Genomic DNA, 14,253 nt, shown 5'->3' with positions numbered 1-14,253 from the left:
AATTTATGAATTTGAAGTGATTGTTTTTTGTCTGGCCAGCAATATGTGGTCACAAACCATAACCAGTATATTATGCTGATTAAATACCTCCACGTGTTCTACTATCTTACCATAACCGGGTTTTTTATCCTGGGCGGCTTCTGTGATGGTCACTTTGGTATGAATGGTATCTCCGATAAACACGGGTTTGATAAAGCGTAAACGGTCGTAGCCTTTGGAAAACGCTTCCGGATTGATCTGGGTAGCTGTTTGCCCGATTGCAACACTAAAGATAAGTGTGCCATGCGCGATCCTTTTGCCGAAGGGCTGCGTTTGGCACCACTCCGCATCCATATGGTGCGGGAAGAAGTCGCCTGTCTGTCCGGCATGTAATACTATATCTGTTTCCGTTATCGTCCGTCCCAGACTGGTCCGGCTATCGCCGATATGGTAATCTTCGTAGAACTGTTGATGTATATGCATAGAATTAATGGGTTAAAATGATTTAAATCAGCGCGGAAACCGGCACATGGCGCCCATCCAGCCTGTTGGACTGATAGGCGGCTTCCACCAGTTCCATCGTGTGATAGACGTCTTCAACATGATTAGAAAGAAAATGGTCGCTGCCTTCCCGGAACCTTTGAAGCGCGAACATAATATTTCTGAATGCATCCGGAAACCAGGTCTCTTTGAGATCCAGTTGTTGCCAGGCCGGCGGATGTCCTTCCTCTAGAAGACAGTAGTCAAACTGATCGGCAGTGCCTTTGGGGTAGTCCAGCAATAAGCCCATTTTGGCCTTTATGACACCTCGGGTGCCTTCCCATTTGATAAAACTTTCCTGCTGGTCCGGGCCAAAATTATGATCGTGGTTCGTATTGATGACCGCTCGTTTATTAGGGCCATATTCCAGGATGGTGGTTGTTCTTGTAGAAGAAAATTGTTTCTTGGGATGGCCGAAAGTTTTACTGACAATACTGGCCGGTTCCCCCAGAAAACTTCGGATCAGGTCCATGTAATGAATAGAGTGATAGAGTATTTCCAGTCTTTTATTGACCGCTACATGCGGAAATATTTCCCAGGGTGTATAGGTTGTCAGGCGGACTTCCATATCATAGATATCACCAAGCAATCCTTGTTCGATCATTTGGCGCGCTACGTGTACATAAGGCGCATATCGGAGCTGACAATTGATGGCTGCCTTGAATTTTTTTTGCCGGCACAGCGTAAGCAGTGCACTTGCCTCTGCGAGTGTTTCGCCCATTGGTTTTTGAATAAGTACTGTAGCGCCGTCCGGTAATGCAGCGAGGGTATGCATATACTGGTCCGGCATCAGCGCGATATCATATACGACCTGTTCAGGTGCTTTAGCAACAGCTTCCTCAATCGTTGCAAATACGTTAGGTACATCAAAATCAGCAGCCAGACCCTGCGCCTTTGCCACTGTACGGTTAACAATGCCAAATACGGGCAGCCCTGCCGCCTTGTAGGCAGGCAGATGGGCATCCCGGACGATGCCGCCGGCACCGATAATGATGATAGGTACCGGCTGCTCGGGAGGGGAGGTTCTTAGTTTTACCTTCACCTGGTCTGTTATGCTTAGTTCTATATTTGAATGGTTGTCGATTTGCATCTAAACTGTTTTTGGCTGTGTATTTTTTTGAAGTTCTTCTACCGCTGACTGTGCGGCCAAAAGGATTTCCGCTATCGGCTGTGTGGTACTAGCTACTTTGATCATGATCTCATCAATGATCCCCGCAATGGCAGGCCACTGGGCCAGATCCGGTAGTTCCCTGGCATGATCATGTAATGACTCGAGGTCGTTAAAAAAAGGTATTTGTTCATTGACGCTGTCATCACTCCAGGTGGATTTTCTACATCCGATACCACCGCCAAGCGTCAGCGCTACATCATTTAACGGTTGTGTCGCAAACTGGATAAAATCCATCGCAACGGCCGCATGTGTGCTGCCGCTGCCGACTGCGTATACCCAGTAGGAATTCGGTGCTACGGGCTGTGCATTGGGTTGATGGGGGATAGGTGCAATACCTATTTTCCCGGCTACCGGACTGTTCTTAAGAAGCGCAGCATAGGTCGCAAATCCAAACCAGTTGATCATCATAGCCAGCTCGCCACGGGTAAAGGCCATGCCCAGTTTTACGGAATCCATCTCCCGTGAATCTCTATGTAAGGCTGAGCTATCGTGACTCAGTTTTCTGTAAAAAGACAGGCCATCCTCAATGGCGGTGCATTGAAAATTCACATTGCCGTCCGGTTGCATAAACTCTCCTGATCTTGTCCACGCCTGAATGCAAAAATCATAGACCGCATTATGGCCATCGGGAAAGGCCGCCAGCGCGGTACCATATAGATTTGTATCAGCCTGCTGGAAATAACGGGCCACATCATGAAAGCTCTGCCAGTTTTTGGGCGGTTCTAATATGTAACCGTAACGAGCAAGAAATGCCGTGCAGTGTGCCGGATCTTCAAAAAGGTCTTTACGGTAGATCAGACATTCCGGGCCATCGTGAAATGGCACGCCATAGTGTTTGTTCTGATGTTTTTGTGACCTGAGTAAAGAGGAGGGCCAGGCATTAAAAAAATCCTTGTCGGATATCAACGATTCTACGGGGCGTACCGCTTCGCGGTCACAGGCTTCACTCATCCAGTCAGAGCTGACCAGCGCAAGATCCCATTTGCCGTTTTTGAGCCCATTTTCTGTCAGCAGGCTCGCGTGTAACTCTGGCAGGTCCATCGCCTCAGCGATTAACTGCAGTTTGCAGCCGCTCAATTGGCAGTATTCCTCCCAGCGCAATTTGAGAAAGGTTTCAAATGGCTCGAATTTTCGTATCGCAAAATGAAACTGGTCTGCCCGCATAGTAAATTATTTTAATAGGCCCTTCATATTTTCCTTAAGGAGGGTGCCGTCAATTATCTGGTTGTCCTGACCGAGTGCCGGTGTGCCTTTGTCTGACAGTAGTGCCTCTCCGTTTAAATTGATCGGACAACGTGTCGTCTGAAAAGTGTAGCCATCCTGCATGGTCACTGACTGAGTGATTTTATTATTGTTTAACGCCGTATCTGCCAACAGGTCCCGCCAGTTTAATACTTCTGCGCACCAGATATCGGCAGGCTCCAGTATGTCCAGCCAATGGCGCGTTACGGCTGTAAGTAAATGCGCACTCAATATAGCTTTTATTTCCTCACGAAGCGTAAACCATTGCTGTGTGTCGGTGTATTTACATAATTCTTTACAATTAATCAGTGCGCCCAGCTGGTCCACAGCCGTCATGGCGAGCGCTAAATACCCGTCAGCTGTTTTGTAGATACCATAAGGCGCTCCCAAGTATGCATTGGCATTATTTTTTAATCCTCGCTCGGGAAGTTCACGTCCATCGTTCAAATAACAGGTAATTGATTCAAACTGAAGGTCGCAGGCGGATTCCAGCATACTGACCTGCACCAGGCCTCCCTGGCCGGTAACGGCCCGGCGCACCAGACAGGCCAGAATACCTTGTACCAGATGCCCGCCAGTGGCTATATCGACAAGAGATATTCCCATTGGAACCGGTGCCATATCGCCATTGCCACTCAGATAGCACATGCCTGAGAGTGCCTGCAAGAGCAGATCCTGCCCGGGCTTGTCTTTCCAGGGGCCTTCAGTGCCATAACCGCTGATCTCTCCATAGATAACGGAGTTGTTGATATTTTTTACGGTGGCATAATCCAACCCTAATCGTTCCATGACGCCCGGCCGGAAATTGTGCATCACGATATCTGCTTTTTGAACCAGCGATAAAATCCTGGCCAGGTCATCCGGGTTTTTGAGATCGGCCGAATAACTTTCTTTGTTACGGTTAATCGCATGAAAGACAGAGGAAGCTCCATTCATGTCTACATCGGAAATATACATGTGTCTGGAGATATCACCTGTTACAGGTCTTTCTATCTTTATTACCCTGGCGCCCAGGTCAGCGAGCCGGAGGCTGGCTGAAGGACCAGAAAGAAATTGGCTGAAATCCACTACCAATATATCGTCCAAGGGTTTATTCATCTGCTGCTAGGTTAAATAAGGGTTTTAATATTATAATAAGTTTGTTTCCACTATCCTGTTATGCGCTCCGACTTCAGGGCCAGGGCGCATGCTGGTAAATAATTCTCCGTCAATGCGGATCGGGCAGCGCGTCGTTGTCAGCATCATTCCGTCAGGAAGCTGGATCTCCTGCTCCAGGCGCATGGCCTGGTAACCGGGGTGCCCTGTAAATTGATGATAATTTTGCACTTCTGCACACCAGATATCCTGCGGTTCAAAGATGGCCAGCCACTGCTTAGTCGTTTGCTTTTTCAGGGCGCCTGCAATAGCTTCCATGATCTCCTCCCGATGGGCAAAGCCGTCTTTGATTAACGGCTTAATGTGGGGGATCGCCAGCGCCCTCGTTAAATATTCCAGATTCTCCATAGCCATGGCCAGATAGCCGTCTTTGGTAGCATAGACACCGTAAGGAGCACTCAGATAGGCATGCGCATTGCCCCACGCGGCTCTGTCAGGTAACCTGCCGCCGTCGTTTAAATGGGTCGTGATCACTTCGAACTGGAAATCTATAAGCGAAGCCAGTAAATTGACTTCTACCAACATGCCTTTATTTGTTTTTGCTCTTGCGACGAGCGCAGCGAGAACGCCCTGAACCAGATGCGTACCGCACATATAATCAGCGATAGATAATCCGAACGGGATGGGCGGATCATTCTTGTTGCCTGAAAGCCAGGTTAATCCTGATACAGACTGCAATAGCAGATCTTGTCCCGGTTTATGTTTCCATTTACCTTGCTTCCCGTAACCACTGATCTCTCCGTATATAAGCCGTGCATTCAGGGCTGCTGCCTCTTTATAGCCCAGTCCCAGTTTTTCCATGACACCGGGCCGAAAATTATGGATGAGTACATCAGCCTTCCCGATCAGCTTTTTGATCCTCTCCAGATCTTCCGGGTTTTTTAGATTGGCACTGTACGATTGTTTATTGCGGTTTATAGTATGGAACAGTACGCTGTTATTACCGGCAAACAGGTTTTTTATCGCTAATTGCCTGCCGCCTTCCCCGCTGCCCGGTCTTTCTATTTTAATGACAGTTGCTCCCAGGTCTGCCATTCTCAGTCCGGCAGACGGACCAGACATATATTGACAGAATTCCAGTACAATCAGATTTTCTAATGGAGCCATTAATGGGAATGATTTAAGAGTTGATCTAACTGAGATAATACATTTTTTGGATTGCCGCCGCTCATAAGATATGACCGGATGATATCTCCGGCATTATCCTGAAAGTGGATATAACCCTTATATCGCGGCCGCAGATAGGCGCGCCTGAGTGTGGGTAAAGTGCGTTGAAAAAACTGATGTGTGGCCGCATTATTGGCGCGGGATGTCCAGGCACTTAAATGCGCAGGCTGTCCACCGGCCTCAAAATAGAGATGTGCCTGCGTCTCAGGGTGAGTGGCGTATTCCAGGTATTTGACCGCAATTGATTTATATTGACAGTGCTGGGAAACTGCCAGCCCCGTACCGCCGATTGTCGAGATCAGCGGTTGGCCATTCAGGTTGACTAAATCGGCAAAATGAAGCACATGGTCCGAAAACCCCGGTCGGGCATAGTTGGAGTAGCCATAGGCGAAGGGGCAATAACTGTACGCGTCCGTTGTAGAAAGTTGTTCGTAGACTTTGATGGGGTTGAGTGTAAAGCAAACCGGGTCAACTTTGTCTGTAAGTGATTTATATAAAGTGAGCGCCTGTAATCCGGTGGCTTCACTGATGACTTTGTTGTCCATTTGAAAAGGCGCTTCACCGAGTGAGCAACAAAACATGTAGAAGTTCATCAATGTGTCTACCGGAATGCCGGGCAATATGACTTGTCCCCGGGCTGCCAGATCCAAAACGTCTTCATAGTTTTTGGGCATCGCCCAGTTATTTTTCTGAAAAATATCCGGCCGGTAACTGGCTACAGGTGTAGCCGCATCCATAGGTATTGCCCAGGTCTGCCCTGAATAGGTGTAGCTCTCATAAGAGGCGCCCACGCTGCCCTGCAGCTGATCTTTTAAAAAACTGCCCGGTAAATAGGTATTTAGGGGAAGAAATTGCTTCTCTTCGGCACTGTATCCAATCCATGGATAATCAACGATGAGTAAATCATACTCCTCCGCCAACCCGCCAATCGGTTTGTCGGCAAAATCCTGCAAGCTACGTTTGCTCCAAATAATTTCTACTTCTTTATGCCGTTCCATAAACCGCTGAGCAGTAGCAACAAGCGGCGTATATCCCCGACTATGATCCCAGGTAATCCCTTTTAATAAAATCTGAGCCAAGTTTTCTGAGTTTAATTATTCAAATATAAATATAATATTCACAAATAAACAAAAATGGCCTTAAAAATATTATTTTTGTTCGCCCTTATTGGCGTAAATTCACAATTTATATACGAACAACTGATAGAAAGAATGGTAAAAAAGAAGACTGTCGACGAAGCTGAAGTGAAATATCACGCACCCGCCCTGGAAAAGGGGCTTGATATTCTGGAATTTATATCTGCAGAAGGCAGACCGCTTTCTCAGGCAGATATCGCCCAGGGAATCGATAAGAACCCCAGTGAGATCTATCGAATGCTGGTTTGCCTGGAGCAACGGGGATATTTGCTGCGGGACGAAATATCCGGCAAATACAAACAGTCCCTGAAATTATTTAATTTATCACACCGCCATTCCCCGATAGATGAAATCAGGCGCGCCTCTCATTATCCTATGGATGACCTGGCCGACAGCATCAAACAGTCCTGCCACCTGGGTGTCCTCTATCAGGATAAGCTGATTGTCGTCTCTCAATCCAGGAGCCCGGTGCCCATTGCCTTATCTATTGAAGAGGGAAGTACTTTCCCGGTGATGCTGACAGCTTCAGGAAAAGTCTTGCTGGCCTACATGGACGAAAATGAGCGGCTGGAACTTTTAAAAAGAAATGAGCTCTTTAATGAATATCCTTTGAGAAAGCAGCAGAAGTTTATCAGCTCTTTACAGGAAATCAAGGCGGACGGGCACTATATAACAGGCAGTGATCTGGCAAAAGGCATCATGGATGTTACCGTCCCGGTCATGAATGGTGATAAAGCGGTAGCCTGTCTCACCATTGCCATTTTATCTGTTCAGCTAAAAGAAGAGGTAGGGCTGGAGGAAATAGCTGCTAAGGCCAAAGAGACCGCTCGGAGGATTTCCGTGAATCTGGGATTGGATTCCTAGGACTGCTGAAAGATTAATTTTCCAAAATGGTGCTTGACAGATGTAGATAGTTGATCACATCTTTTTCCCTGGACTTAGGTAAAACCGTCAGCCGACTGAGCTGTCCGTTTTTTAACCAGGCTTCTACGGTGGTATGATGAGGTGCATGTAATTTAAAGTGTACGTCAATTTCCCCGGGCCAGGCCGGGAAAAGCAGTATACTGTCCCCACGAGTCTGAAGCAGCATTTCCTGAAGACCGATCATGGCCGATCCGCCCCAGTTATGATCCGGAACCCAGTCAAATCCCGGACCCCAGAAAGCGGGGAATCTCCGGGGGCCATCTCTAAATTTGTCCATCGTGAGCTGAAATGCTTCCCGACTGAGCCCCAGACGCGCCGCGAATATATTATCCTGTTTCCAGCCTACAAAGCTTCTGTTTTTGATGACACTGGAATCTAACCGCCAGGTGTTCAGACCCACGTCCAGATCTGGTTTACCAACGCCGAAGATGCCCCATGGAAATACCGGATAGAGCTGCGGGGATTCCACATTGTTGATCCTGGCCCAGGTAACGGCCGGCGAAATAACTTTGTGATGGTCGATCTCCCCAAATGCAAGCGGTGGAATTCTCTTGGCCAACTGACGGAAATAACTTCGATCAGATGAGTCGAGCATACCTTCCGGAAGTGCTAAAAGATGTTTAGTTACCGTGGATAAGGCGGCAACGGTGGAGGAGGCGTTATAGGCCAGTTTATAGGTTTCTGCAGCTGAGCCGGGATACAGGATCAGATGGCCATGACCGTCCAGTATCCTGGCCCCTCTTTTTTTTGCCAGATATTGATAGTGCTCATCAAAGAAACTGAGACAACTTTTGATCAGCGGCATATACCGCCGGATATCTGTGCCGTTATAAAGTCTGGACTGCAGGATCATGTCACAGAACTCTAAAACCGTATCCCACTCATATTCGAGCCAGGCATTATACTGCATGCCGGGATCAAAACCGGCAGGTCTTTTCCAGCTATATTCAGAGGGGTTGGGTAGGCCAAAGTTCTCCAGCTGCTCGGTGAAGGAAGCGCCCTTATGGTGCCAGTAGGTCTTTGACCGAAGCTCTGCGGTTTTTAAGAGCCGGTTATAGAAGTCAAAGCTGGATTGCATCAGATCATAGTCCCCGCTTTTGAGCATAGGATAGTACACTAATCGCTGGTTCTGCGCGGTAAAGGTGCCACCGCCCCAGTTTCTGAAATCCGGTGTAAACGGATAGCTACTGTCCACCAATACCGGATCATAAGTAAAAAGCCCTCCATTGAACTTGGTAGGGAATTTACCATAGGCATTGCAGCCCAGCATATACCGGAATAGCTGATAGTTCCTGCCCATGGTCCAGGCCTGTGTGTTTATGCTGTCTTTTTTCTGCGATGGATTAATATCAATAAAACTGCGGTCCCAAAATGATGCCCACCAGGACCTGGTCGCGGTCCAGTCTGTTTTAATTTGGCTGGACGTCCGCTCTGATTTTTTTAAATCTGATGTCCAGCCGGCCAGATCTGAAGACTGGCTGACTGCCAAAGCAACAGTGAACTGCAGGGTATGTACGGGCTTGACCGTCTTTAATTGATATCCGGTAAAGGGTGTGCTTTGATATTTTCCTGTTAAGGTGCCGGCCGGAACTAACTGTTTAGCATAAAGGATACCTCCGGAGACCCTGCCACCCAGCGGATCATATAATTCAGATTTGATGCTATCTAACCCTTGCTGGTGGACGGCAGCGTCAAATACAGTAGGGCCCGTGTTGGCATGATAAAAAACAACCTGACCCCCCAACTCCTTATCCTGACCCAGTTCAATATGATCTTTTTTGACTTTAATGATACCCTGAGGCCCGAATTTATAGGAGTTCTGATTGTTTTCTTTGCCTTTGACAATATGGTCTTTATCCCGCCAGCACTCATAAGTTATCTGCGCATTAAATGCATGGGAACGGATCTTGTGTCCGATACCTGTAAACCGGACGCTTCCGTGGATAACCGGCCGGTGGACATCGACCCATAAATGGAGCTGCACGGGTTGGTGATCGAGCATGCCTTTTATATAAATGCTCCCATCGGCCAGGTGCAGGGTTTGTGAGAAGGCTGCGTTGGTGAATGGGTTGGGAGATAAGTGAATACGGACTCTTCCCAGTTTAAGTAAGGTGTTATTTTCATCAAATGCATCGCTTTTGGCGATGTAGAACAGTACATCTCCTTTCTCCACCCAGACATTCAAGCCGATATCTCCGCCACCACAGGGCATGGAACCGGATGCATCCTTGCTGAAGCTATGCCAGGTGATATCATCTTTATCGGGGAATGTACCGGATAGCTGCGCAAATGTGCCGGTAAAAAATAGTGCACCTATAAGGCATAGGGCCAGATTCCGGTATGAATTAAATTTGCTTTTCATCTTAATGCAACGAAAATACAAATTGCCGTGCAATTCACACAGGAACATCCATTAAACAAAGAAGGGTTGTATAGAACGTATAATTTCTCTGGTAAGATCTGACCTTTAATTCATCCCGAAAATTATATACTATGCGAGTGTTATTGTACCTTGACGTATACTTCCGTATTCACCCGGTTAATGCCCAAACTGTCAATTTTCTCCACACCGGACTGAGTGAGGGTGTCGCCCTTTATTTTAACCGTAAACGGAAATGCATGCCCCTCCCAGCTTCTGGCATTACAATATTCCAGATGCTCTGTATAGATACTGTCCTGTAAAGTATAATGTCCGCCACCGGCAGAGAAAAAGCCCGTACTGTCTTTTTTTGAGTCGTGTTGCAGGAAAGCAAAATGGGTGGGATTGATGATCTTAATAAAGCTGGTGTCGCCGGTATAGCTGGTAACTGTAGTCTGCCCGTTTTCTGTCAATCGGCCTTCAATAAGCTTCCAGGTGCCGATTAGCGGATTGGCGTCTTGCGGTATTTCAGGACTGTTACCAGACCCGCAGGAAAAAAGCAGCACGAAAGGACTCAGCAGCAAAACAGCGATCCCCGAGACCCGGTTTTTCAGATAATTGATTTTCATGAGCAAAAATTATCCTTAAAAATAATATAAATCAAGCGGATATTCATAAATAGCCAGAGAAAATTGAACTATAGCACATACTTTGAAGCGGAAAAGAATTGGGGGGATTTGTCTGAATTAGTCAAAGAATACCGATATTCACAGTACCCTTAAAAACACCAGCCGATGAGTCGCAAAACTACGCTACGAAAAATGTTTTGGATCAGCTGCCTGATGATATGCGCCAGTCAGGTAAAAGCCCAGCATTCTTTTTGGAGTTATCTGGGCCGTTCTCATGACCAGCGGGATTCCAGCTATATTTTGGATTACGGTAATGACATTACCGGCAGGATGTATTATACCAGGGAAAATACCGGTTTAACGTTCCGTTCCTCCGGGCAACCTTCTTTTGACTACAAACCGAACAATTCTAAAGGCCTTGGTCTGGGCCTTAGTTATCGGTATTTAACGCTGAATCTGTCGTTTAGACTGCTTGGCACAGACAAGCAAAAGGGTAAAACAAATTCTTTATCCCTGCAGACTTCCTTATATAAACAGCAGTGGGTATATGATTTTGTCTATCAGCATTTCAAGGGAATGTATCTGTCGCCCAAGGAGCTATACAATAAGGATGGGAATTATTATCTACGGCCTGATGTTCGCTCAACGCTCGTCGGCGGGGACTTCTGGCGCATTTTAAACTCCGACAGGTTTTCTTATCGCGCGGTGATGACGCAAAATGAGTGGCAGATTAAATCTGCCGGGTCCCTGTTGTTGGGCGGAGAAATATATTATGGCAATTCTAAGGCAGACAGCACCCTGGTACCGGCTGCCCTGGCTGAGGTCTATCCACAGTCGGGTATCGACAATATACGTTTTTTCAGGATCGGTGCAGGAATAGGCTATGCATATACGTACGTTTTTCAGAAGCACTTTTTTGTTTCCGGAGGCGTAACCGGCATTCTGGATTATGCGACCACCCGGGAGTCCCGTGGGGAGGACTTTAAGGGCGTGAATGCGGTGTCACCTAATATCAGTTATCGCCTTAGCATCGGTTATAACAGCCGCCTGTATAATATCAATGCTTCTATGTTCAACAACAGCGTTCCTGCCCATAGTGCTGCGGGGGAGAATTACAATTTATTTGATCAGCAATTTCGTATTACGGTAGCCAGAAGATTTAGCGTTGGCCACAAGATGCGTAAAAAGATATTCAATCCCGTGGATAAGCAACTCGACAAAGTAGAGGATAAAGTAAAAAAACTCCAGGGTAAATAAACTTCCCCAAAGCTTTGCTCCATTCTGATATCTCAAATTAACACTCAATTACACTCAGACTGCGCAGACTTGTTGGCGTTGCTGCATCTGGATCAGTATCATGGTTAGTCCAATACCGATAAGGACCATGAGCACACCGATTAGTATGGGAGAGCTGTAGCCAAATCCTGCCGCGATGGGTAGCCCGCCGGCGAATGCCCCGATAGCGTTACCGATATTAAAGGCAGCCTGCGTGGCTGATGCACCCAGAATCTCTGCTTCAGAAGCGATCCGGATCATCAGGATCTGAATCGGTGCGATAAGGGCAAATGACGATGCACCGGTTAAAAAGGTGCCTACCAATGTGAGGGTCTGATTCGCCGCAAAGAAATAATCCAACAGTAGGCTGGAACCCACAGCCATGAGCGCGATCAGCAAGGCATTGGCCGGTGCCAGTTTATCGGCCAGTTTGCCTCCTAAAATATTACCTATAAACATCCCCAGTCCTGCAACAATCATTACATAGGGGACAGCCGTTTCCTTGAAATGGGTAATGCTTGTCAGCATCGGCGCGATATAACTGATCCAGGCAAACAGACCTCCGGTGCCGATCGCTGTAATCAATATCATGATCCATACCACAGGGCGTTTGAAAATGCCCAGCTCTTTATCAATAGAACCGGATGTATTGGCGGGTAGTGCCGGCAGCACTTTTGCAATGAAAATGACCGTCAGTAATCCTAATAAAGCGATCATTCCAAAAACATAACGCCAGCTAAAATGCAGACCTATATATGTCCCCAAAGGTACCATGACGATATTCGCCACTGTCAGTCCGGCAAACATGATGGACATGGCGGCTGCTTCCTTGCCTTTTGCGGCTAATTTGGCAGCGACTACAGAGCCGACTCCGAAAAATGCACCATGTGGGAGGCCGCTCATGAGCCGGGTAATAACCATCATGGTATGTCCGGTTGATAAAGCGGTCAGGCCGTTAAACAGGGTAAAAATCGCCATTAAAATAAGTAATAACTTCTTAGGCGGATACTTCGAACCAATGATGGCAAATAGAGGGGCCCCTATGACCACACCTAAAGCATAAGCGGCAATAAAGTGTCCGGCTTCCGGTATAGAAATTGAGAAATCTCTGGCAACTTCGGGTAGCATGCCCATCATCACGAATTCTGTGGTGCCGATGCTAAGACCGCCGAGTGTAAGCGTTAATAATCTTTTATTTTCCATGTACTAAGGGTTAATTTGTCTAAATCGTTCTGCCCGAACGTTTAAACAGCTGCAAAGGTACTATGGCGTATAGCAGTAACAATTGTAAGTATCTATATGAAATGTAAAATTATATCGGGTAGTTAGTTTCCATAATGAAAGCTGGTGTGAACAGTGAATAAAGTCTTTTTGTATTTCACTGGTTTTCATTATTTTGCAGAAATAAACTCAGATGTACTGTTGCTCATTAATTCAACAGATACTTATCCGGATAAAAATGGTCATCTTATGCATAATCCTATCAAATCTGCCTTACTCGCTTACGGCATGTCAGGCAAAGTATTCCATGCGCCTTTCTTAGCAGCGCATAAAGGTTTTGAACTGACTGCTGTGCTTGAGCGGCATCACAAGAATGCCCAAAATGATTACCCGGGCATTCGCAGTTATGACAGAATAGAAGATCTGCTGGCCGATGCATCCATTGAGCTGGTCGTTGTAAATACACCCAATAATTTACATTATGAACAGGCAAAAGCTGCTTTGGAGGCAGGTAAGCATGTGCTTGTCGAAAAGCCGATCTGTACCCGTGCTGAGGAACTGCAAACTTTATTTACAGTGGCTGACAAAGTCGGTAAACAAATTTTATTTTATCAGAACAGACGTTGGGACAGTGATTATCAAAATATGCTTTCGGCGATAAATGAATACGACTTTGGCCACATTCATGAAGCGCATTTCAGGTTCGATCGCTATAATCTGAAGCTAAGTCCCAAAACTTTCAAAGAAACGCCCATAGATGCCAGCGGGATACAGTATGATCTGATCCCCCATGTATTGGATCAGGCAATCGCTTTGTTTGGTATACCGGAGAAGTTTTATAAAAGACTTTCCAAATTAAGACCGGAAAGTCAGGTAGATGATTTTTGCAGTATTCAGTTGAGTTATCGTGATAATCTGGAAGTGTATGTAGTGGCCAGCCTTGTGACGGCGGAACTGCCGGCCGCTTTTAGGTTCTATGCGCAGAAAGGCAGTTACGAAAAGTGGCGCAGTGATGTGCAGGAAGATCAATTAAAGGCAGGTATCAGGCCTTTAGATGCTGACTTTGGCAATCCTCCCGCAAATATGCCCGGACTCATTACGGTAGAACAGGATTTTACATTAACACAATTAAAGGTGCCTGAGCTTCCTTCCAATTATTTGGGTCTGTTTGATGCTGTTTATCAGACGCTCAGTACAGGTGCGCCCTATCCCGTTACCAGAGAACAGATCATGACCCAGATAAAAATTCTGTCAGCTCCCGAGAGCTAGACATTAAAATTGGTGTAAGATAATATTCCAATTTATGCTACTTTGATAATTTTGTGTAGTTCACCGTTCATCATGCTTTTCATATTCGCTCTAAGACATGCAATATTTCTGGCTCCTTGCTCGGTCCATCACTGCCCGGACAACCGAGGATAATAAATCGATTAGTGATACTGAAAAGAAGTTGGA

General features: G+C 46.6%; 12 protein-coding genes. 3 read left to right on the top strand and 9 right to left on the bottom strand.

The features are described 5' to 3' along the window. Positions 1 to 3 precede the first annotated feature (3 nt). The 6 genes from K9M52_RS03880 to K9M52_RS03855 are packed head-to-tail and all read right to left on the bottom strand — an operon-like array spanning position 4 to position 6,333. Positions 4 to 462 carry a MaoC family dehydratase gene (locus tag K9M52_RS03880; protein WP_224070750.1) on the bottom strand — a complete coding sequence of 153 codons (459 nt, stop codon included), beginning with the start codon at positions 460 to 462 and terminating at the stop codon, positions 4 to 6. Positions 463 to 484: 22 nt separating this feature from the next. Continuing rightward, positions 485 to 1,609, bottom strand: a complete 1,125-nt coding sequence (locus K9M52_RS03875; protein WP_224070749.1) for a Gfo/Idh/MocA family protein — start codon at positions 1,607 to 1,609, stop codon at positions 485 to 487. Further along, positions 1,610 to 2,854, bottom strand: coding sequence for an extracellular solute-binding protein (locus tag K9M52_RS03870; protein ID WP_224070748.1), 1,245 nt, complete (start codon positions 2,852 to 2,854; stop codon positions 1,610 to 1,612). 6 nt (positions 2,855 to 2,860) lie between these two features. Beyond that, the gene (locus K9M52_RS03865) at positions 2,861 to 4,030 is read right to left on the bottom strand and encodes a CaiB/BaiF CoA transferase family protein (protein ID WP_224070747.1); all 1,170 of its coding nucleotides are present in this window, start codon (positions 4,028 to 4,030) and stop codon (positions 2,861 to 2,863) included. Positions 4,031 to 4,060: 30 nt separating this feature from the next. Continuing rightward, complete coding sequence (locus K9M52_RS03860) at positions 4,061 to 5,194, bottom strand: CaiB/BaiF CoA transferase family protein (protein WP_224070746.1); 1,134 nt, start codon at positions 5,192 to 5,194, stop codon at positions 4,061 to 4,063. Then, the gene (locus K9M52_RS03855) at positions 5,194 to 6,333 is read right to left on the bottom strand and encodes an ABC transporter substrate-binding protein (protein WP_224070745.1); all 1,140 of its coding nucleotides are present in this window, start codon (positions 6,331 to 6,333) and stop codon (positions 5,194 to 5,196) included. Before K9M52_RS03855 ends, K9M52_RS03860 begins: the two co-directional genes overlap by 1 nt. 54 nt (positions 6,334 to 6,387) lie before the next feature. Here K9M52_RS03855 and K9M52_RS03850 point away from each other — a divergent pair, with 54 nt between their 5' ends. Beyond that, a complete protein-coding gene (locus tag K9M52_RS03850; RefSeq protein WP_224070744.1) occupies positions 6,388 to 7,254 on the top strand; it encodes an IclR family transcriptional regulator in 867 nt (288 codons plus the stop codon). Positions 7,255 to 7,267: 13 nt separating this feature from the next. Here the strand turns inward: K9M52_RS03850 and K9M52_RS03845 are convergent, their stop codons facing one another. After that, positions 7,268 to 9,676, bottom strand: coding sequence for a DUF5703 domain-containing protein (locus K9M52_RS03845; RefSeq protein ID WP_224070743.1), 2,409 nt, complete (start codon positions 9,674 to 9,676; stop codon positions 7,268 to 7,270). A 140-nt stretch (positions 9,677 to 9,816) separates the two neighbouring features. After that, positions 9,817 to 10,302 (bottom strand): hypothetical protein, encoded by a 486-nt coding sequence (locus tag K9M52_RS03840; RefSeq protein ID WP_224070742.1) that lies wholly within the window; start codon positions 10,300 to 10,302, stop codon positions 9,817 to 9,819. 165 nt (positions 10,303 to 10,467) lie between these two features. On the opposite strand from K9M52_RS03840, the gene K9M52_RS03835 reads away from it, so the two are divergent. Further along, positions 10,468 to 11,559, top strand: a complete 1,092-nt coding sequence (locus K9M52_RS03835; RefSeq protein WP_224070741.1) for a DUF4421 domain-containing protein — start codon at positions 10,468 to 10,470, stop codon at positions 11,557 to 11,559. A gap of 54 nt (positions 11,560 to 11,613) precedes the next feature. On the opposite strand, the gene K9M52_RS03830 is transcribed toward K9M52_RS03835, so the two are convergent. After that, complete coding sequence (locus K9M52_RS03830; protein ID WP_224070740.1) at positions 11,614 to 12,780, bottom strand: MFS transporter; 1,167 nt, start codon at positions 12,778 to 12,780, stop codon at positions 11,614 to 11,616. A gap of 267 nt (positions 12,781 to 13,047) precedes the next feature. Between K9M52_RS03830 and K9M52_RS03825 the strand changes: the two genes are divergently transcribed. Beyond that, entirely contained in the window at positions 13,048 to 14,067 is a 1,020-nt protein-coding gene (locus K9M52_RS03825) for a Gfo/Idh/MocA family oxidoreductase (protein WP_224070739.1), read from the top strand. Positions 14,068 to 14,253: the final 186 nt, after the last annotated feature.

Source organism: Arachidicoccus terrestris (assembly GCF_020042345.1).
In the GTDB taxonomy this organism is placed as follows: domain Bacteria; phylum Bacteroidota; class Bacteroidia; order Chitinophagales; family Chitinophagaceae; genus Arachidicoccus; species Arachidicoccus terrestris.
The sequence above is the reverse complement of the archived record's forward strand: the minus strand, read 5'-3'. Positions and strand labels throughout refer to the sequence as shown.

Bases quoted from the DNA above. Each gene is read 5' to 3' on its own strand.
- K9M52_RS03880 (WP_224070750.1), bottom strand. From the start codon at position 462: ATGCATATACATCAACAGTTCTACGAAGATTACCATATCGGCGATAGC.
- K9M52_RS03875 (WP_224070749.1), bottom strand. From the start codon at position 1,609: ATGCAAATCGACAACCATTCAAATATAGAACTAAGCATAACAGACCAG.
- K9M52_RS03870 (WP_224070748.1), bottom strand. From the start codon at position 2,854: ATGCGGGCAGACCAGTTTCATTTTGCGATACGAAAATTCGAGCCATTT.
- K9M52_RS03865 (WP_224070747.1), bottom strand. From the start codon at position 4,030: ATGAATAAACCCTTGGACGATATATTGGTAGTGGATTTCAGCCAATTT.
- K9M52_RS03860 (WP_224070746.1), bottom strand. From the start codon at position 5,194: ATGGCTCCATTAGAAAATCTGATTGTACTGGAATTCTGTCAATATATG.
- K9M52_RS03850 (WP_224070744.1), top strand. From the start codon at position 6,388: ATGGCCTTAAAAATATTATTTTTGTTCGCCCTTATTGGCGTAAATTCA.
- K9M52_RS03845 (WP_224070743.1), bottom strand. From the start codon at position 9,676: ATGAAAAGCAAATTTAATTCATACCGGAATCTGGCCCTATGCCTTATA.
- K9M52_RS03840 (WP_224070742.1), bottom strand. From the start codon at position 10,302: ATGAAAATCAATTATCTGAAAAACCGGGTCTCGGGGATCGCTGTTTTG.
- K9M52_RS03835 (WP_224070741.1), top strand. From the start codon at position 10,468: ATGAGTCGCAAAACTACGCTACGAAAAATGTTTTGGATCAGCTGCCTG.
- K9M52_RS03830 (WP_224070740.1), bottom strand. From the start codon at position 12,780: ATGGAAAATAAAAGATTATTAACGCTTACACTCGGCGGTCTTAGCATC.
- K9M52_RS03825 (WP_224070739.1), top strand. From the start codon at position 13,048: ATGCATAATCCTATCAAATCTGCCTTACTCGCTTACGGCATGTCAGGC.